This is a genomic window from Pseudomonas sp. TH31 (assembly GCF_016650815.1).
GTDB lineage: Bacteria > Pseudomonadota > Gammaproteobacteria > Pseudomonadales > Pseudomonadaceae > Aquipseudomonas.
On the sequence record NZ_JAEKEZ010000010.1, the window covers coordinates 1 to 19,100 of the forward strand.

At 61.2% G+C, this 19,100-nt stretch carries 14 protein-coding genes and 3 pseudogenes; 8 read left to right on the forward strand and 9 right to left on the reverse strand.

What is annotated here, in order from left to right; all coding sequences use genetic code 11:
* Both JFV26_RS06835 and JFV26_RS06840 read left to right on the forward strand, forming a co-directional pair.
* The coding region (locus JFV26_RS06835) for an aldo/keto reductase (protein WP_201190877.1) at positions 1-219 on the forward strand (219 nt) is incomplete at its 5' end.
* A gap of 28 nt (positions 220-247) precedes the next feature.
* Positions 248-718 (forward strand): DUF1810 domain-containing protein, encoded by a 471-nt coding sequence (locus JFV26_RS06840; RefSeq protein WP_201190879.1) that lies wholly within the window; start codon positions 248-250, stop codon positions 716-718.
* Here JFV26_RS06840 and JFV26_RS06845 read toward each other — a convergent pair.
* On the reverse strand, positions 683-3,043 hold the full coding sequence (locus JFV26_RS06845; protein ID WP_201190881.1) for a DNA polymerase II: 2,361 nt from the start codon (positions 3,041-3,043) through the stop codon (positions 683-685). The two genes, JFV26_RS06840 and JFV26_RS06845, sit on opposite strands and share 36 nt — an antisense overlap.
* Positions 3,044-3,391: 348 nt before the next feature.
* On the opposite strand from JFV26_RS06845, the gene JFV26_RS06850 reads away from it, so the two are divergent.
* Entirely contained in the window at positions 3,392-3,832 is a 441-nt protein-coding gene (locus JFV26_RS06850) for a CBS domain-containing protein (protein ID WP_201190883.1), read from the forward strand.
* 139 nt (positions 3,833-3,971) lie between these two features.
* On the opposite strand, the gene JFV26_RS06855 is transcribed toward JFV26_RS06850, so the two are convergent.
* Positions 3,972-4,595: a glutathione S-transferase family protein gene (locus tag JFV26_RS06855; RefSeq protein WP_201190884.1), complete on the reverse strand. Its 624-nt coding sequence runs from the start codon at positions 4,593-4,595 to the stop codon at positions 3,972-3,974.
* A 146-nt stretch (positions 4,596-4,741) separates the two neighbouring features.
* Here JFV26_RS06855 and JFV26_RS06860 point away from each other — a divergent pair, with 146 nt between their 5' ends.
* Entirely contained in the window at positions 4,742-5,536 is a 795-nt protein-coding gene (locus tag JFV26_RS06860) for a DUF4349 domain-containing protein (RefSeq protein ID WP_201190886.1), read from the forward strand.
* Between the two features lie 426 nt (positions 5,537-5,962).
* On the opposite strand, the gene JFV26_RS06865 is transcribed toward JFV26_RS06860, so the two are convergent.
* A complete protein-coding gene (locus JFV26_RS06865) occupies positions 5,963-7,054 on the reverse strand; it encodes a DUF1615 domain-containing protein (protein ID WP_201190888.1) in 1,092 nt (363 codons plus the stop codon).
* A 275-nt stretch (positions 7,055-7,329) separates the two neighbouring features.
* On the opposite strand from JFV26_RS06865, the gene JFV26_RS06870 reads away from it, so the two are divergent.
* The gene (locus JFV26_RS06870) at positions 7,330-9,540 is read left to right on the forward strand and encodes a TonB-dependent receptor (RefSeq protein ID WP_201190890.1); all 2,211 of its coding nucleotides are present in this window, start codon (positions 7,330-7,332) and stop codon (positions 9,538-9,540) included.
* 223 nt (positions 9,541-9,763) lie between these two features.
* Positions 9,764-11,299, forward strand: coding sequence for an FAD-dependent oxidoreductase (locus JFV26_RS06875; RefSeq protein ID WP_201190892.1), 1,536 nt, complete (start codon positions 9,764-9,766; stop codon positions 11,297-11,299).
* Positions 11,300-11,422: 123 nt separating this feature from the next.
* Here the strand turns inward: JFV26_RS06875 and hemB are convergent, their stop codons facing one another.
* From hemB to JFV26_RS06895, 4 genes and pseudogenes are all read right to left on the reverse strand, one after another.
* Positions 11,423-12,397: a porphobilinogen synthase gene (gene hemB / locus JFV26_RS06880; RefSeq protein WP_201190894.1), complete on the reverse strand. Its 975-nt coding sequence runs from the start codon at positions 12,395-12,397 to the stop codon at positions 11,423-11,425.
* 394 nt (positions 12,398-12,791) lie between these two features.
* A pseudogene (locus JFV26_RS06885) lies at positions 12,792-13,633 on the reverse strand (PhzF family phenazine biosynthesis protein).
* Between the two features lie 24 nt (positions 13,634-13,657).
* Positions 13,658-14,355 (reverse strand): annotated as a pseudogene (locus JFV26_RS06890) (glutathione binding-like protein).
* 32 nt (positions 14,356-14,387) lie between these two features.
* Positions 14,388-14,597, reverse strand: coding sequence for a hypothetical protein (locus tag JFV26_RS06895; RefSeq protein ID WP_201190902.1), 210 nt, complete (start codon positions 14,595-14,597; stop codon positions 14,388-14,390).
* 188 nt (positions 14,598-14,785) lie between these two features.
* Here JFV26_RS06895 and JFV26_RS06900 point away from each other — a divergent pair, with 188 nt between their 5' ends.
* Both JFV26_RS06900 and JFV26_RS06905 read left to right on the forward strand, forming a co-directional pair.
* Positions 14,786-15,460, forward strand: coding sequence for a histidine phosphatase family protein (locus tag JFV26_RS06900; RefSeq protein WP_201190903.1), 675 nt, complete (start codon positions 14,786-14,788; stop codon positions 15,458-15,460).
* A 92-nt stretch (positions 15,461-15,552) separates the two neighbouring features.
* On the forward strand, positions 15,553-16,608 hold the full coding sequence (locus JFV26_RS06905) for a permease (RefSeq protein WP_201190904.1): 1,056 nt from the start codon (positions 15,553-15,555) through the stop codon (positions 16,606-16,608).
* Positions 16,609-16,744: 136 nt separating this feature from the next.
* Here JFV26_RS06905 and mnmH read toward each other — a convergent pair.
* Together mnmH and selD are read right to left on the reverse strand one after the other, a co-directional pair.
* Positions 16,745-17,847: pseudogene (mnmH, locus tag JFV26_RS06910) on the reverse strand (tRNA 2-selenouridine(34) synthase MnmH).
* Complete coding sequence (selD, locus tag JFV26_RS06915; protein ID WP_201190910.1) at positions 17,847-18,881, reverse strand: selenide, water dikinase SelD; 1,035 nt, start codon at positions 18,879-18,881, stop codon at positions 17,847-17,849. The pseudogene mnmH and the gene selD overlap by 1 nt, the downstream one beginning before the upstream one ends.
* Between the last annotated feature and the right edge of the window lie 219 nt (positions 18,882-19,100).

Here is a 19,100-nt window from a genome sequence, read left to right on the forward strand (position 1 = left end):
AAGCAAGTGGCCGCCCGTCACGGAGTGACGCCAGCCCAGGTAGCGCTGGCATGGATACTGCGTCAGGACAGTGTCATTGCGATTCCCAAGGCGGTCCGACCCGAGCACGTGACGCTCAATGCGCAAGCGGCGCAGTTGAAACTGCAAGCGCAGGATCTGGAGGCGCTGGACCAAGCGTTTCGCGCGCCACAATGTAAGCAGCGGTTGGCCATGGTCTGAGCCATCGCGACCTGTAGAGGGCTTCGGAATGAGAAGCACCGATCAGCTCGACTCATTCAATCTGCCACGCTTTGTCCAGGCACAGGACCCGGTGTTCGAGTGGGTCCAGGAGGAACTGCGCGCCGGCCAGAAACGCCGGCACTGGATGTGGTTCATCTTTCCGCAGATCGCCGGGCTTGGCGGCAGCGAAATGTCCCGCCACTTCGCCATCAGTTGCGCCGAAGAAGCGGCGGCCTACCTCAAGCATCCACTGTTGGGCGCGCGTTTGCGTACGTGCACCCAGTTAGTGCTGAACCTGAAAAAACGCTCGATTGCCGAGATTTTCGGCCACCCCGATGACCTCAAGTTTCACTCCTCCATGACCCTGTTCGCCCAGGTCGCCCCTGACGGCAGCCTGTTCCATCGGGCGCTGGATCACTATTTCCATGGCATACAGGATGACTGGACGCTGTCGCTGCTGGACCTAAAACAGGCCCAACTGCCCACCAATCAGCGTTGAGAAATCGTCATTGACGAACGGCAGGATCGCATCGGCCACCGGTTGCAGCTGTCGGGTGACGTAGTGGTCGTAGTCGATGGGCGCACTGCGGATCTCCAGCGGCTCCGGCCCGGCGACGGTGATTACGTAGCTGATCCAGCCGCCACTCTGGTACTGCCGCGGGCGGCCCTGCTGTTCGTTATAGGCATCGGCCATCCGCGCCGCTCGCACATGGGGCGGCACGTTGCGCTCATAGTCGTCGAGGGTGCGGCGCAGGCGCTTGCGATAGACCAGGCGGTCGTCGAACTCACCGACCAGGGTCTTGCGCACGTAGTCGCGCACATAGTCCTGATACGGCTGGCGATGGAAGATCCGCGAGTACAGCTCCTGCTGAAATTGCCGGGCCAGCAACGACCAGTCGGTGCGCACGGTTTCCAGGCCCTTGTAGATCATTTCGTCGGTGCCGTCGGCACGGGTGACCAACCCGGCGTAACGCTTCTTGCTGCCCTCCTCGGCCCCGCGAATGGTCGGCATCAGGAAGCGCTTGTAGTGGGTTTCAAACTGCAATTCCAGAGCGCTTTCGAGTCCGTATTGCTGCTGCACATGTTCACGCCACCACTGGTTGACGTGATCTACCAAAGCACGGCCGATCTGCGCCGCTTCCTCCTGACCGTGGGCGCGACGCAGCCAGACGAAAGTCGAGTCGGTGTCGCCATAAATCACCGCGTGGCCCTGGGCCTCGATCAACTGCCGGGTGCGCAGCATGATTTCATGGCCACGCAGGGTGATGGACGAGGCCAGCCGCGTATCGAAGAACCGGCAACCGCTGGAGCCGAGTACGCCGTAAAAAGCGTTCATGATGATTTTCAGGGCCTGGGACAGCGGCGCATTGTATTCACGCTTGGCGGTTTCGCGGCCTTCGGCGACCCGCGCGACGATGGCCGGCAGGCAATGCCTTGTTCGGGAAAAACGCGCACCGCGAAAGCCTGGCACCGATTCGCTGTCGTCTGGGTGCTTGAGGCCCTCGATCAGCCCAACCGGGTCGATCAGGAAGGTGCGGATGATCGACGGATAAAGGCTTTTGTAGTCGAGCACCAGTACTGACTCGTACAACCCCGGTTGCGAGTCCATCACAAAGCCGCCGGGGCTGGCCTGCGGTGGCTTGCCGCCGAGGTTCGGCGCAACGAAGCCCTGGCGGTGCATCAACGGCATATACAGGTGCGTGAACGCCGCCACCGAACCGCCGCTGCGATCCGCCGGCAACCCGGTGACGCTCGCTCGTTCCAGCAGGAAGGTCAGCAATTGGGTTTTGGCGAAGATCCGCGTGACCAGTTCGCAGTCCTTGAGGTTGTACGTCGCCAGCGCCGGTTTGTCCTCGGCGAACATGCGGTTGATTTCGTCCATGCGCTGGTACGGCGTGCTGATCGCCTTGCCCTCGCCAAGCAGGGTTTGCGCGACGTTTTCCAGGCTGAACGAGGGGAAGCTCCAGGTCGCCGAACGCAGGGATTCGATGCCGTCGATGATCAAGCGCCCGGCTGCCGAGGCAAAGTAATGGTTACGGCTGCCGTGCTCGCGCCACTGCATTTCTTCGCCGCCACGCCCCAGTTTCAGCGGCACCGCAAGACGTCGGGCGTGCTCGTGAAGCACGCGCAGGTCGAATTGCACGACGTTCCAGCCGATGATCGCGTCGGGGTCGTGTCGGGCGAACCATTCGTTGAGTTTTTTCAGCAGCAGGGTTCGGGAATCGCAGTATTCGAGCTGGAAGTCCAAAGCGCTGGCGTCACCGTTGGGTGGGCCGAGCATGTAGACCTGACGCTCGCCGCAGCCTTCCAGCGCGATGGAATACAACTCGCCCAGGGCAGTGGTTTCGATATCGAGGGACACCAGCCGCAGATTCGGCCGGTAACCGGGGGCCGGTTTCATTTGCGCGTCGAACAGCAGGCCATCGGCGTTGGGTGTGCCGCCAAACTGCACGGGCGCGGTGATGAAACGCTCCATCATGTAGCGTTCCGGCGGGCGCACGTCGGCTTCGAACATCTCGACGCCGACCTTGCGCAGCGCAGTTTCCAGCCGCATCAACTGGCCGTGCTGCTGGCAATACAGGCCGAGCACCGGGCGATGCTCGAAATCCAGCAGGGCCAGGGGCCGCAGTTCGACGTTCTTTTCCCCGCGCAACACGGTTTCAGCCTGCTCACGCTGCTCCGCCGGAATGAAGGCCACCGACGGTTGATGAGGCAGGCGGATGCGCCGGGGACCGGCATCGGTCGCCAGCCAGAACTCGACTTCGGTGCCGGCCGGGGTGTCGCGCCAATGCCGGGTCAGGACGAAGCCCTGCTGTAAATCCACCACTGCAACCTCGAATCTGATTCAGGGCGCAAATTCTACGCGTGATTAGTCTATATAGCGCCTCACATCCCCTGTAGCAGCTGTCGAGCCCCAGCGAGGCTGCGTTCGAGGACGCAGTCCTCATGCGATTTGCCTGATACAGCGCGTTGGCTGGATTGGCGACGGCGACGCCGCCGAACGCAGCCTCGCGGGGGCTCGACAGCTGCTACAAGGGGGGCGAAAAACCGGGCATTTCGCAAAAAAACCGCCAAATGACGTTTTTTGCGTGTTATCTGCCGCTTTGCGCCTTGCCCTGCGCGCCTGGGTCTACGATTCTTCAAGAACAACGACAACACCTGAGAAGCCGCCATGAAAACCGTCGCCCAACTGCTCAAGTTGAAAGATCAGAAGAACCAGGAAGTGCACCAGATCAAACCCGACCACATGGTGCTCGAAGCACTGATGAAGATGGCCGAGAAGAACGTCGGTGCCTTGCTGGTGGTGGAGAACGACGAAGTGCTGGGCATCATCAGCGAGCGGGACTATGCGCGCAAACTGGTGCTGCACGGCCGCTCTTCGGTGGGCACCCCGGTACGCGACATCATGGCGTCCCCGGTGATCACCGTCGACACCCACCAAACCGTCGATACCTGCCTGGGTATCATGTCGGACAAACGCCTGCGCCACTTGCCGGTGGTGGAGAACGGCAAGTTGCTGGGCTTGCTGTCCATCGGTGACCTGGTCAAGGAAGCGATTGCCGAACAGGCGGAATTGATTCGTCAGTTGGAGCAGTACATCCGCGGGGAGTGATCGGACGCGATCTCACTAAACCGCAAATCCCCTGTGGGAGCGAGCCTGCTCGCGATGGCGGCCTGACATTCAACATTGATGTCGACTGGTCGGACGTCATCGCGAGCAGGCTCGCTCCCACATTGGTTTGTGGTGGGGTTCAGGTCGGCCAATGCCGGGCGAACACCGGCGCCAGGGCCGGATGCCGATCAATCCGCGTCAGCCAGGCGTAAAAACCCGGTCGCGCACCGCGTAAATGCTCCCGGCTCCCGGCCCAGCGCGACACCACCGCCGCCAGCACATCCAGCGCTCCCGGAGTCTCAGCACCCAGGTACAGCTCACCGGAAAACTGATCGGCAAACACCTCCCAATTCCAATGCAAGCGCGCACGGGCACCCGCCATGAGGTTTTCCCTCGGCGACTCGTCCGGTTCGGCCAACCAGCGCTCCGGGTAATCGATAAGGCTGATGGCCGAATAGCAATTGCAGACGATGTAGACCAGGCCTCGAATGGCCTGGTCGCGTTCCGCCGGGCTGTCCGGCAGCAAGCCTGATGAGGGAAAAGTCAGCCCCAAGTGAATGAGGATCGCCGCGCTTTCGGTGAGGATGCTGCCGTCGGGCAGTTCCAGGGTCGGGATCTGCTTGAGCGGGTTGAGCTTTTCCAGCGCGTGAGCCGCCTCTGCCGACCCGGCGACATCGATAAACCGATAAGGGATCGCGCAGAGTTCAAGGGCCGCTTCTATCGCCGCCGCGCCGGAGTTCTGTTGTCCGTAAAGCTGATACATGTCGCGCCCTCCCGGCGAACAGACAATCAGTGGGTAGACGGTGGGGCACGGTGCAGGTTCGCGGCCATTTGGCCAAATGATGCAGGTAAGATGCGCGCTCCCGGGGCGCACTGCTGACGTCCCGCTGCACACCTCAAGGATCGAACATGCGCCAACCGGATGGCAAACCTGCCTCAATGCCTCGCGTCTATTGGTTTGTACTGGCCTGCCTGGCCCTGGGCGGCTGCTCGCCGAGCGAACGGTCGTCATCGGCCAGTCTAGACGGAGAACAAGGACGTGGCGGCGCGATGCTCGCCTATGAGCATCAGTTGCACCTGTTGCTGCCCCAAGCGCAGATAGCCCCACGCTTGCAGGCCACCCGCGAGGCCTGCGAAACCGCGCGTTTTGGTGCCTGTAACGTATTGCGCATCGAACAAGGGGCCGGCCGCGCCGAAATCACCTTGCGCATCGCCCCCGCTGGCGTCGAGCCGTTGGTAGCCATGGCTGCCGAGGGTGGCGAAATGGGCCAGCGCATCACCTCCGCCGAAGATCTCGCCGATGCGGTGGACGACACCCGCCGCCGTCAGGAGCGACTCAAGGCCCAGCAGCAGCGCCTGGACGAACTGGCCAGCCGCCGGGACATCAGCGTCACCGACCTGATCGCCCTGAGCAAAGAACAGGCCGGCATCGAAAACGACCTGCAGGCCCTGGCCCAGGTATCCGCCGGCCAGCAACGCCGACTGGACACCAATCGCGTCACGCTGTCGTTCCAGCCGACCGGTGCCAGTAGCCGCTCGTCGCAGTTGAGCCGGGCGTTCAGCAACTTGCTGGACAACCTCGCCGATGGCGCCGTCGATGCGCTGGAGAAAGGCAGCTATGCGTTGCCGTTCCTGGTCCTGGCCTTCCCGCTGTTTATGCTGTGGGTCTGGCTGTGGCGCAAGTTTGTGCGTCGTCGCACGTGAGTCAATAGCAACGATCCGATACAAACCCTAATGGGTTTACCGCAGCACTCAACGAAAAACCCGGCCTTATCAGCTAATGCCGATCAGTTAAGAATATCTCAAGGTGACACGCGCTCTTTGTAACAGCTGGCGAAGCCTGCGTTCGGCTGAGCAGCAGTCGTAAATCCTGTATACGCGGTTTGCCTGAAAGAACCGGGGGCTGATCTAACGACTGCTGCGCAGCCGAACGCAGGCTTCGCCAACTGCTACAGATCGCGTTTAGCTTAACTGATCGGCATTAGCCTTATCAGCCGGGGGTTTTATGCCTACTAATATCCATTACTCATGCAGTGTCTGGATACTCGCCAAGATCGCAGCCTTCGGCAGCTCCTACAGGTGTACGCAATGCCCATGTAGGAGCTGCCGAAGGCTGCGATCTTTTGATCTTCAACTTCCCTTCGCCATGCACCGCTGATAACGCTCATCAACCCGCTTGGCAAACCACGCCGTCGTCAGTTTGCGGGTGATCTTCGGACTGTGCAGTTCGATCCCCGGCAACACCGCTCGCGGCAACGCCCGGCCTTCGGCCTTCTCGGCCAGGGCGAAGACCTTCTGATAGAGCGCCGTGTCCTCAAATTCCAGGCTCTTGCCCTTCTCCAATTGCTGGCGAATCGTCGGATTGCGCATGCCCAGTTGCTTGCCGAGGGTGCGCACCGCCAGTTCCGTGGTGCCAGGCATGATCGAGTCGTAGCGAATCACGTCACCGTCCAGCGCCAACGGGATACCCGAGGCGCGACTGACGGCATTTTGAAACGCCGCATTACGGCTGGCGTACCAACCGGCATTGAAATCGGCAAAGCGATACAGCGGCTGCTTGTAGCTCACCGGATAACCGAGCAAATGGGCAATGCCGAAGTACATGCCACCGCGACGGCTGAACACCTCATGGCGAATCGAGCCCGTCACCGGATAGGGATAATTGCGTGCCTCCTGTTCGGCGAACTCGACGCTGACCTGCATCGGCCCGGCGGTGTGCACCGGGTTGAACCCGCCGAACAAAGTCCGGCCCATGGGCACCATGTTGATAAAGTCATCGAAGATCGCGCTGAGTTCTTTTTCGCTACGGGCGGCGCTCAGTCGGTCGCTGTAGCTTTTGCCGTTCGGTGAACGGACTTGCAACGCAGCGCTGACCAGCAGGCTGGGAATGTGCACCTTGGCGGCGCGGCGGTCGATCTCGTCCCGGGCGATCTTGCCCAGGCCCGGCACGGTTGGGTCGACCTGGAAAGTCGATTCCTGCTCGGTGACGGCCAGGACTGCGCAGAGATTTTGCGTGCCTGGTGAAATGTCCTGGGCGACAAACGCTGCGTAGATGTCCGTCGCCCAACCCTCACGGTCGACGGTCTTGGCCGGTAACAGGCGCACGATCTGCGCCTTGACCTCGGCAGGCTTGCGGGCCGGCGTCTCCTGGGTACGCTGAGTGCCGCAACCGGCCAGGACCAGCAAGGCAGTGAGGCTCATGATCAATCGGTGGGCGTGCATGGTGCTCCATCAAATCTGTTTAGCCGGGTCAACCATACGATCAAAGGCATGGCGCAGGCTATGACTCCCACCACCCCCCGCCGTTCCTTCGTAGCAGTTGTCGAGCACCGCGAGGCAGCTGCTACAGGGCACCTCGCATGTGCAGGATGATGACAAACTGATTGCAAGACGTTACTGAGAAAACATATCATTTGCGCCTGGAGTCGTATTCGCGCAAGGAGTTCCCCGCGCCGTTATCTCTTTTTCTCATCGGCGGCGCGCCGCCAGGATCGAACATGCCCACTCCAGCCCGACTCGGCGTTCCTTTTCGCCCGACCTTTCTCGCCTTGTTTTGCGCCCTGTCCGTCTCAGCCCACGCTGCAACATCCGAAAACGACGGCAAGGCGCTGGTGCTGGACGATGTAAACGTCAACGCCCAAGCCCCGACGCCGACCGCCCTGCCTCCAGTGTATGCCGGTGGCCAGGTGGCACGCGGCGGTCAATTGGGTGTGCTGGGCAATCAGGATGTGATGGACGTGCCGTTCACCATGGCTTCCTACACCGAGCAACTGATCCAGGACCAGCAAGCCGAAACCGTCGGCGATGTGCTGCTCAACGATTCCTCGGTGCGCCAGGCCACCGGTTATGCCAACCAGGCCCAATTGTTTGTGATTCGTGGCCTGCCGCTCAATGGCGATGACATTTCCTATAACGGCCTCTACGGCGTGCTGCCGCGGCAGATCATTTCCACCGACGCCCTCGAGCGCGTGGAAGTGTTCAAAGGACCGAACGCCTTTATCAATGGCGTGACACCGACCGGCTCCGGCATCGGCGGCGGGGTCAACCTGCAACCCAAACGTGCCGACGACGTGCCGCTGCGTCGCTTGACCACCGACATCAGCAGCGACGGCCGGGTCGGCGAACACCTGGACCTCGGCCAGCGTTTTGGTGAAGACAACCGCTTCGGCGCCCGGGTCAACCTGGCCCAGCGCGAAGGCGACACCGGTATCGACGACGAAAACCAGCGTTCCAAACTGTTCGCCCTGGGCCTGGATTATCGCGGCGACGCCCTGCGCATCTCCGGCGACTTCGCCTATCAGAAGCAACGCATCAACGGCGGCCGCAACTCGGTGTTCCTCGGCAGCGCCACCCAGGTGCCGGACGCACCATCGGCCTCCACCAACTACGCGCCGAAGTGGGGTTTTACCGAGATAGAAGACACCTTCGGTATGCTGCGCGCCGAGTACGACCTCAACGACAACTGGACAGCCTATGCCGCGGCCGGCGCCAAGCACACCCGTGAAGTCGGTCGCTACAGCTCGACCACCCTCACCGATAACCTCGGCAACGCCACCACTACCGGCTCTTTCGTCCCCCACGACGAAGACAACACCAGCGCAATGGCCGGCCTGAACGGTCGTTTCCAGACCGGCCCGGTCAGCCACAAACTGAGCTTCGGCCTGGCCGGCATCTGGACCGAACAACGCAGCGCCTACGATTTCGACCTGACCAAATACTCGAACAACCTCTATCACCCGGTGGATACGCCATCGCCCGTCGGCAACTTCTCCGGCGGCGACCTGAACGATCCGGGTATCGTCGGCAAGACCTTCAACCGTAGCGCTGCGGTGTCCGACACCCTCGGCTTCTTCGACGACCGACTATTGGTGACCGCCGGCTTGCGTCGCCAACAATTGGTGGTTCAAGGCTACAACTACGCGCCCTACGGGTCGGGCAGCCGCAAATCCGCCTACGACGAATCGATCACCACGCCGGTCTACGGCATCGTCTTCAAACCGTGGGGACACGTGTCGCTCTACGCCAACCACATCGAAGGCCTGGCGCAGGGCCCGACTTCACCGACTTCGGCCGGCGGTCGCGTCGTCACCAACGGCAACGAGGTCTACGCCCCGGCCCGTTCCAAGCAAATCGAAGCCGGCGTAAAAGTCGACATGGGCACCTACGGCGCGAGCCTCGGCGTGTACCGTATCGAGCAGCCGAGCGACGGTTACTCGCTGATCACCGGCGCGACCACCGCTGTGTATGTGCGTGAAGGTCAACAGGTCAACAAGGGCGTCGAACTCAACATCTTCGGCGAGCCGATCACTGGCCTGCGCCTGATCAGCGGCCTGACCTTGATGGACACCGAACTGAAGAACACCCAGAACGGCGCCAACGACGGCAACCGCGCCATCGGCGTGCCGAGCTTCCAGTTCAACGCTGGCGTGGACTGGGACGTACCCGGCCTGCAAGGCGTAGCCCTGACCGGGCGGATGTTGCGCACCGGCGGCCAATACGCCGACGCGGCGAATAACCTCAGCCTGCCGACCTGGAACCGCTTCGACGCGGGCGCCCGCTACGCCTTCAAGGTTGAGCACAAAGACGTGACCGTGCGTCTGGGCGTCGACAACCTGACCAACGAGAAATACTGGGAATCGGCCCTCGGCGGCTACCTGACCCAGGGCGAGCCACGGGTGGCGAAGTTGTCGGGCACCCTCGATTTCTAAGCACCACCGTTTAACGAAAAGGCCCCGCAGTTTTACAGCTGCGGGGCCTTTTTTGTCAGATGTCGACCGATACCCGTAGGAGCTGCCGAAGGCTGCGATCTTTTGATCTTGCTGTTGGATCAAGATCAAAAGATCGCAGCCTTCGGCAGCTCCTACGGGGTTCGCCAGGCTCGAAAGCCGGACCTGGACCATACTGGGTGCATACACCAAGGAAAACAGGCCCATGAACCGAAGCGACGTGTTGATCATCGGCGCCGGCCCGACCGGTCTGGTGCTGGCGTTGTGGCTGAGCAAGCTCGGCATCCGCGTGCGCATCATCGACAAAACCCTGGCCCCGGGCACCACCTCTCGCGCCCTGGCCGTCCAGGCCCGGACCCTTGAGTTGTATCGCCAACTCGATCTCAGCGACACCATCGTGCAGAACGGCCACCGGGTGGCGGCAGCGAATTTCTGGGTCAAGGGTGAAGCCGTGGCGCGCCTGCCGTTGACCCGTATCGGCGAGGGCCTGACGCCCTACGCGTTCATGGAAATCTTTCCTCAGGACGAACACGAACAGTTGCTGATCGAACGCCTTGAAACCTTCGGCATCACCGTGGAGCGCAATACCGAACTGGAAAACCTCAAGGAAACCAGCGACGGCATCAGTGCTCAGTTGCGCCTGCCCGATGGCCAACAGGAAACCTGTGAGGCTTGTTACATCGCTGGCTGCGACGGCGCCCGGTCGATTGTGCGCAAAAGCCTGGACAGTGGGTTTCCCGGCGGCACCTATCAGCAGATTTTCTACGTCGCCGACGTTCAGGCCAGCGGCCCGGCGCTCAACGGTGAACTGCACGTAGACCTCGATGAAGCGGATTTTCTCGCGGTTTTCCCATTGGCCAGCGAAGGTCATGCCCGGCTGATCGGCACCGTGCGCGATGAGCGCGCCGAGCATGCCCAAACCCTGCAATTTGCAGACGTCAGCGGCCGAGCCATCGAACATCTGAAGGTGCAGGTCGAACAGGTGCACTGGTTCTCGACCTACCGTGTGCATCACCGGGTCGCGGAGTTCTTTCGCAGCGGTCGGGCGTTTCTGCTCGGCGACGCCGCCCACGTCCACAGTCCCGCCGGCGGCCAAGGCATGAACACCGGGATTGGCGATGCAATCAACCTGGCCTGGAAACTCGCCGCCGTGCTAAGCGGCGGCGCAACCGCCAAATTGCTCGACAGCTACGAAACCGAACGCATCGCCTTTGCCCGGCGCCTGGTGTCCACCACCGACCGGGTGTTCAGCTTCGTCACCGCCGAGGGCAAAGTCGCCGACCTGCTGCGCACGCGCCTGGCGCCGTTCCTGATCCCGAAAATGGCTTCGTTTGGGGCGAGCCGGGAATTTCTGTTTCGCACGGTGTCGCAGATCACTCTCAACTATCGCGGCATGCCGCTGAGCGAAGGCGTGACCGGGCACGTACACGGCGGTGACCGCTTGCCCTGGGCCCACGATGGCGAAGGCGATAATTACGAACCGCTGAAAAACCCGGCCTGGCAGGTGCATGTGTACGGCGATACCAGCGACGAAATGATCGCCTGGTGTATCGAGCATCATTTACCGCTGCATGTGTTCGACTGGCGGCCGGCATTTGACGCGGCGGGGTTGGCGCGCAACGGGTTTTACTTGCTGCGACCGGATACGTACGTGGCGATTGCCGATAACAGCGCCGATCCGAAGGTGATTGAGCGGTACTTGCGCGATCACGGGATACGGTCGTTTTTTGGGTCCCACTGACTCAACGCATCCCGAAAGTGCGAGCGAGCCCGCTCGCGATGATCGCGGCACATCCAGCATCATTGCGCCTGACCCACCGCAATCGCGAGCAGGCTCGCTCCCACAGGGAATGTGTGGTGGTGGTTAGATCCCTGCCAGCGCCAAGTCCATCGCGAAGTAGGTGAAGATCAAGTCCGCCCCCGCCCGCTTGATCGCCCCAAGGCTTTCACGCACCACACGATCTTCATCAATTGCTCCGGCCTGCGCCGCAAACTTGATCATGGCGTACTCGCCACTCACCTGATACGCCGACAGCGGAAGGCGCGACACCTCGCGAATATCGCGGATGATGTCCAGGTACGCACCCGCTGGTTTGACCATCAGCGCATCGGCGCCTTCCTGTTCGTCCAGCAGCGATTCGCGCACCGCTTCGCGGCGATTCATCGGGTTCATCTGGTAGCTTTTGCGGTCGCCTTTCAAAGCGCTGCCGCCAGCTTCGCGAAACGGGCCGTAGAGCGCCGATGCGAATTTGGTCGAGTAAGCCATGATCGCGGTCTGGGTGAAACCGGCTTCGTCCAGCGCCCGGCGAATCGCCTGGACCTGGCCGTCCATCGCGGCTGACGGAGCAATCACATCAGCGCCGGCACGGGCAGCGGCCACGGCTTGTTTACCGAGGTTGATCAACGTTTTGTCGTTGTCGACTTCGTGGTTATGCAGCACGCCGCAGTGGCCGTGGTCGGTGTATTCGCAGAAACAGGTGTCGGACATCACAATCATCTCCGGCACTGCATCCTTGGCGATGCGCGACATGCGCGACACCAGGCCGTTGTCGCTCCAGGTGTCGCTGCCACTGCTGTCCAGGTGATGGGACACTCCAAACGTCATGACCGACTTGATCCCGGCACGGGCATAACGCTCGATCTCGCCAGCCAGTTTCGACTCTGGAATGCGCACCACGCCGGGCATGCTCTTGATCGGAACGAAGTCGTCGATTTCTTCTTCGACGAAAATCGGCAGCACCAGGTCGTTCAGGCTGAACTCGGTTTCCTGGAACAGGCTGCGCAGGCTCGCATTGCGGCGCAGACGGCGTGGACGTGCTTCTGGGAACTGGCTGGACATGGGTTTTCCTGAAAGACGATAACGAGACGAAAGTCGTAAGGGGGTGAAGCTTATGCCCTGAATGGCTCGGGGCACAAACCTCAGGGGCGGAAAAAACCGTTACCGACCAAGCAATAATCCCCACATTCAACACAATTCCCTGTGGGAGCGAGCCTGCTCGCGATGAGGGAGTGTCAGTTGATATTGATGGTGGCTGATACACCGCTTTCGCGAGCAAGCTTTGCTCCTACGGGGGTCTGCGGCGGATGAAAAATTTGTGTTCTACGGTGATCTACTGTGGGAGCGGGCTTGCTCGCGAAAGCGGCCTGGCAGTCGCTATTGATGTCGACTGAGATACCGCTTTCGCGAGCAAGCCCGCTCCCACAGGGGATTTGTGTTGATTCCACGGGGTTTGTTACAGATTCAGGGTCCCGTCGATGCAGGTCACCACCGCGCCACCAATCCAGATCTCATCGCCTACCTGATCCACCTGAATCCTCCCCGCGCGCCCCATGGCCAGGCCCTGACTGACTACGTAAGATGCCGGCGCCAGTCCTTCGCCGAGCAGCCATTGGGCGATCCCGGCATTCAAGCTGCCGGTGGCCGGGTCTTCCGGCATCCCGTCGCCGGAAATGAACGCCCGCACTTCGAACTGGGCGTCATCGCCATCACGTTCAGGGTGCCATGGCGCGATGACGCCGACGGCCAGGCCAAGCATCTGCGAATGATCCGGCTGCACAGCTAGCACCTGCTGACGATCCTCGACCATCACCGCCAACCAGCCGGCGCCGTTATCGACCCATTGCGCTCGAACGATTGCCCCGGCGTCCAGCCCGAGCCCGAGCCGCACCCGTTCCAACAGGTCAACGGCCAACGGCCCGGTACGCAGCAGCGGCGGCGCAAGAAACGCCAGCTCCGCGCCTTGCCGGCGAACCCGCACCAGACCGACGCCGCACTCTTGAATGACCTCCTCGCCCTTGGGTACACCGCCGGCTTCAAGCCACGCGTGGCAGGTACCCAAGGTCGGATGACCGGCGAATGGCAGCTCCGACAGGGTGGTGAAGATCCGCACCCGATAGTCGGCGCGCGAATCCCGGGCTCCAGCACGAACGTGGTTTCGCTGAGGTTGGTCCAGCTCGCGAACGCCGCCATCCGCTCATCACTGAGCTCGTCAGCGCCAAACACTACCGCCAATGGATTGCCTTTAAGCGCAACGCGGCTGAAGACATCGACTTGTTTGAAAGGAAATAAGCGCATGGCCGTCCCTGGTCTTGAAAAGGATTATTTGGGAATGTCCAGCCCACGCATTACCGCCGGCCGTGCCAGGAAGCGCTCCAGCACCCGCGTGACGTTGGCGAAGTTCTGGATACCCACCAGATCACCGGCCTCATAGAAGCCGATCAGGTTGCGCACCCATGGAAACGTCGCGATGTCGGCGATGGTGTAGCGCTCGCCCATGATCCAGTCGCGCCCTTCCAGACGCTCGTCGAGGACCTTTAGCAGGCGTTTGCTTTCCTCGACGTAGCGATCACGGGGCCGTTTGTCCTCGTAATCCTTGCCGCCGAATTTGTTGAAAAAACCGACCTGGCCAAACATCGGCCCGATACCGCCCATCTGGAACATCAACCACTGAATCGTCTCGTAACGCGCCGCCGATTCCTGGGCCAGCAGTTGGCCGCTCTTGTCAGCAAGGTAGATCAGAATCGCCCCGGACTCGAACAGCGGCAGTGGCTGATCCCCGGACCGTGCGGGTCGATGATCGCCGGGATCTTGTTGTTGGGGTTCAACGACATGAACTCGGATGACAACTGATCGTTGGTCTCGAAGCTCACACGGTGCGGCTCGTAGGGCAGACCGATCTCTTCGAGCATGATCGAGACCTTGACGCCGTTGGGGGTCGGCAGGGAGTAGAGCTGAATCCACTCGGGATACTGGGCCGGCCATTTACCGGTAATCGGGAACGCAGAGAGATCGGTCATGGGAGCATCCACGCAAACATTGGAGTTGCTGATCATAATGTAGGAGCTGCCGAAGGCTGCGATCTTTTGATCTTGATCTGTTCGGCATTGCTGAAGGTCAAGATCAAAAGATCGCAGCCTTCGGCAGCTCCTACAGGGATTGGGTACATCCGTTCAATAGCGCTTGCGGTCGGATCGAAATCATCCGGCGTCGCGACGACGATCCATAAATCCGCAACATCCTGTCGATAACCTTCGGCCACCCCGTCAAAGGTTGCCGCTAAAGTGCGGCGAACCGGCCGGGATCGAACCAAAGGGCTTCAGAGGACTCTGAGCACTGCCCATTACGGAAGCGGACCGGTTCAACGACATGGAAAACACCTGACGCCGGGAGCCCAGGGTGTAAGGGTTTGTCAGCCTTAATCGAATGCGCTGAAGATCACTTTACTGAATGAAGACCCTTTTGAAATTCACCCAACGCTTCAAGCATCGTGCCTTTATCGTACTGCCCTCGTTGTTGGCAGCAAGCGCGTTGCTCCTGTCGCTGGAGTCCAGCGAAAGCCGCGCCCAACCGGCCGACGGCACCCAGACGCTGGTGTTCCTGCGCCACGCGGAAAAGCCCGCTGGAGGCCTGGGGCAGCTCAATTGCCAGGGGTTGAACCGTGCGATCAGCCTGTCTACGTTGCTGCCCGAGAAATTCGGCAAGGCCAATTACGTATTTGCCGCCAACCCGACGCGCAATGTCGAGGAAGGCGAGCTGGACAACTCCTACAGTTACATCCGGCCACTGATGACCATCAGCCCCAGCGCGATCAAGCTCGGGTTGCCGGTGAACATCAACTTTTCGGCCAACGACACCAGCGACCTGGCGGATGAACTGCTCCACGACAAGTACCACAATGCGATCATCTACACCGCCTGGTCCCACGGCTACCTGCCCGAGCTGATCAACAAAGTTGCCAGCGAAGCCGTCGGCAAGAAACAGAACATCACTGAAGACTGGGCGTCCAGCGACTACGACTCGCTGTACGTGCTGACCCTGACCTGGCACAACGGCAAGGCCAGCCTGGAAAGCCACGTCTACAAACAAGGGCTGGATAACGGCTCGCAGAACTGTCCGATATAAAAAGTCGCTACATCCCACGCACTGTCGGGACCACGTTGACCCAGGGGCTGGGCTATCATTGACACCATCTCCCCATTGCCCGGAACCTCGCCATGTCACTCTCAACCGCAGCAGCCCCCGTCCGGGGCTGGTCGTTCTGGTGGAAGCCCGCCCTGTTCCTCCTGGTCGCCTGTGTCGGCCTCTACTACGTCAAGTGGTCGCCGTACTACCTCAAGGCCTTCGTCGCCGCTGACAACCACAGCATCGGCGCCTCGATCATCAACGATCAACTGTCCGATCCTTTGTCCGCCGCCCTGGCCTATGCCAAGGTGTATTTCCTGGCAATCTGGAAAGCCGCGGTGCTGGCGGTGATTCTCGGTTCCCTGCTGCAAGTACTGATTCCGCGAGACTGGTTGCTGCGTCTGTTCGGCCGCGCCGGTTTCGCCTCGACCCTGCGCGGTGGCCTGTTTGCCCTGCCCGGCATGATGTGCTCTTGCTGCGCCGCCCCGGTGGCCGCCGGCATGCGTCGGCAGAATGTGTCGGTGGGTGCCGCCCTGGCGTTCTGGATCGGCAACCCGGTACTCAACCCTGCCACGCTGGTGTTCATGGGCTTCGTGCTCGGCTGGGGCTTCACTGCGTTGCGGCTGGTGGCGGGCTTGGTGCTGGTGTTCGGGGTGTCGATGGTGGCGCAGCGTATCGCCGGCCCCGAGACCTTGCCTGAAGCGGCTGTTGAAGCCGTGGTTGAAGCCCGCGAGACCGACGCGCAACCGTTCCTGACCCGTTGGGGCAAGACGATCTGGCAACTGTTCTGGAGCACCATCCCTGTCTACATCCTGGCGGTGCTGGTACTGGGTGCGGTGCGAGTCTGGGTATTTCCACACATTGATGGGGCCATGGCCAACAGCCTGTTGTGGCTGGTGCCGCTGGCGATCATCGGTACGCTGTTCGTGATTCCGACCGCCGCTGAAATCCCGATCGTACAAACCATGATGACCCTGGGCATGGGCACCGCCCCGGCGGTCGCGCTGCTGATGACCCTGCCGAGCATCAGCCTGCCGTCGCTGCTGATGCTGCGCAAGGATTTCAATGCTCGGGTGCTGGTGAGCGTGGCGCTGATGACCATGCTGATTGGTGTGATCAGCGGGTTGGTCGGGGCTGCATTGCTTTAAGAGGTTGGGGCCTGTCAGGGCCTCATCGCGAGCAGGCTCGCTCCCACATTGGATCTAAGCCGTACACAAAATCCGTGTCCACTGAAGATCTACTGTGGGAGCGAGCCTGCTCGCGATGGGGCCGGCAATAACAATATCAAACCCGCTGAATATCCCGCTCGCGCAGGTACTCAAGCACCGCCCCCGCTCCCCGGCAAACTCGATCCGCGCGTCTTTCTTCTCGCGCTGAAACGCATACATCGGGTCGTAATACTCGCTCAGCAATCCTTCGATCCAACCCCGGTGCAAGTCCACCGCACCGCTGCTCGCCTGCTCGGCCAGTGCGTCTTCCATCAACAACAACATCCGCCGATGGCGTTCACCGCCCAAACGCTTCTGCACGTTATTCAGGCTTTCCAGCAGCCGCTCGGAAAACAGCGCAAAGCCCTCCTCGCCATGCACGCCGATAAACTCGGCACACAGGTCCACCACGTAATCACCCAGGATCCGCTCGACGCGCCCCTCCAGGCTGTCTTCGAGCCAGACCATCGGAAACTGCTGCATCCCCTGAAACAACGGCAGCGGCAAGGCACAACTGCCGACCGCACGGCTCTCGTCTTCCAGCACGAATTGCTCGATACCCCGTGCGCGCTTCTTCAGCACGTCCACGGCCAGACGGTTTTCAAAGTCGATGTTGGAGGGTTGGCCGGTGGCACGTTTGCCGAAGCTTGAACCCCGGTGATTGGCGTAGCCTTCCAGGTCCAGTCCGTTGTTCAACTGCGTCAGCACCTCGGTTTTGCCGGTACCCGTCATGCCACCCAGCAGAACGAAATCGCACTGGGCCACGGCGTGATCAACAGTGTCGAGCAAGAAAGTGCGCATCGCCTTATAGCCACCACCGACCCGCGGATAGTCAATGCCCGCCTCATCCTTGAGCCACTGCTGGACAATCTGCGAGCGCAAGCCGCCGCGAAAACAATACAAATAACCATCCGGATGAGCCCGGGCAAACTCGGTCCAGGCCTGGATGCGCTCGGCCTTGATCGGGCCGGACACCAACTGATGCCCGAGCGTAATAGCCGCTTGCTGTCCATGCTGTTTGTAACAGGTGCCGATCCGTTGCCGCTCGTGGTCGCTCATCAGCGGCAAGTTGACCACGCCGGGGAACGAGCCCTTGAGGAATTCGATCGGCGCGCGGGCATCCATCAGCGGCCGGTCGTTGAGAAAGAGGTCGCGGTAATCGGTGTAGTCGATTGACATCAAAACACCTCGACCGCGTTAGTCTGTCGCTCAACCAGTTCGCCGATTGGCTCCAGGGCCAGGCCCAGTTCGGCGGCGACCGCAAGGAATTGAGCGTTGCCTTCAGGCGTGACCGCAATCAGCAGGCCCCCGCTGGTCTGTGGATCACACAGCACGCGTTTGTGCAGTTCCTGCAAACGCCCGAGCTTGCTGGCGTAGCTGTCGAAGTTGCGCAACGTGCCACCCGGCACGCAACCCTGTTCGAGGTAATACTCGACACCGGCCAGACGCGGCACACGGTCGTATTCGATGCGAGCGGTGAGTTGGCTGCCGTCAGCCATTTCCACCAAATGCCCCAGCAGCCCGAAACCGGTGACGTCGGTCATCGCGGTCACGCCTTCGAGTTTGCCGAAACGGCTACCAGGTTTGTTCAGGGTGCACATCCAGTCACGGGCCAGGCCGATGTCGGCGTGGCGCAACTTACCCTTCTTCTCGGCAGTGGTGAGGATGCCGATGCCCAACGGTTTGGTGAGGTACAACAGGCACCCGGCGGTGGCAGTGTCGTTGCGCTTCATGTGACGCTTTTGCACCAGCCCGGTGACGGCGAGGCCGAAGATCGGCTCCGGGGCATCGATGGAATGCCCGCCGGCCAGTGGAATCCCCGCCTCGTCGCAAATCGAACGCCCGCCGCGAATCACTTCACGGGCGATTTCCGGGGCCAGCACGTTGACCGGCCAACCGAGGATCGCAATCGCCATCAACGGATCGCCGCCCATGGCGTAGATGTCGCTGATGGCATTGGTGGCGGCAATGCGGCCGAAGTCGAACGGATCATCGACGATCGGCATAAAGAAGTCGGTGGTCGAAACCACACCGCGCTCGTCGTCGATCGCATACACCGCCGCGTCATCGCGCGAGGCGTTGCCGACCCAGAGCTTGGGGTCGAGGTTCTGCGCGCCGCTGCCGGCCAGAATCACTTCCAGAACCTGCGGGGATATTTTGCAACCGCATCCTGCGCCGTGGCTGTATTGGGTCAGACGAATCGGCTCGCTCATGGGGTGCACCTTGTGGGATCAATGGGGCCGATTCTAGCAGAGCATGGGTTGTGCAAGTCGTACGCTTGGGTGGGGAGATGGATTACCTTGATTGCCTGAACAAACACTCGCCACAACAACAAAAGAAAGGTCAAAAGATCGTCCGAACGCGGCCCGAGCCTTCGGCAGCTCCTACAGGGATCGCGTACATCCAGAACGACACGGTTTGTGTAGGAGCTG

Excerpts from the sequence above, each read along its gene's own strand:
- JFV26_RS06840 (WP_201190879.1), top strand. The coding sequence starts at position 248 with ATGAGAAGCACCGATCAGCTCGACTCATTCAATCTGCCACGCTTTGTC.
- JFV26_RS06850 (WP_201190883.1), top strand. The coding sequence starts at position 3,392 with ATGAAAACCGTCGCCCAACTGCTCAAGTTGAAAGATCAGAAGAACCAG.
- JFV26_RS06855 (WP_201190884.1), bottom strand. The coding sequence starts at position 4,595 with ATGTATCAGCTTTACGGACAACAGAACTCCGGCGCGGCGGCGATAGAA.
- JFV26_RS06860 (WP_201190886.1), top strand. The coding sequence starts at position 4,742 with ATGCGCCAACCGGATGGCAAACCTGCCTCAATGCCTCGCGTCTATTGG.
- JFV26_RS06865 (WP_201190888.1), bottom strand. The coding sequence starts at position 7,054 with ATGCACGCCCACCGATTGATCATGAGCCTCACTGCCTTGCTGGTCCTG.
- JFV26_RS06870 (WP_201190890.1), top strand. The coding sequence starts at position 7,330 with ATGCCCACTCCAGCCCGACTCGGCGTTCCTTTTCGCCCGACCTTTCTC.
- JFV26_RS06875 (WP_201190892.1), top strand. The coding sequence starts at position 9,764 with ATGAACCGAAGCGACGTGTTGATCATCGGCGCCGGCCCGACCGGTCTG.
- hemB (WP_201190894.1), bottom strand. The coding sequence starts at position 12,397 with ATGTCCAGCCAGTTCCCAGAAGCACGTCCACGCCGTCTGCGCCGCAAT.
- JFV26_RS06900 (WP_201190903.1), top strand. The coding sequence starts at position 14,786 with ATGAAGACCCTTTTGAAATTCACCCAACGCTTCAAGCATCGTGCCTTT.
- JFV26_RS06905 (WP_201190904.1), top strand. The coding sequence starts at position 15,553 with ATGTCACTCTCAACCGCAGCAGCCCCCGTCCGGGGCTGGTCGTTCTGG.
- selD (WP_201190910.1), bottom strand. The coding sequence starts at position 18,881 with ATGAGCGAGCCGATTCGTCTGACCCAATACAGCCACGGCGCAGGATGC.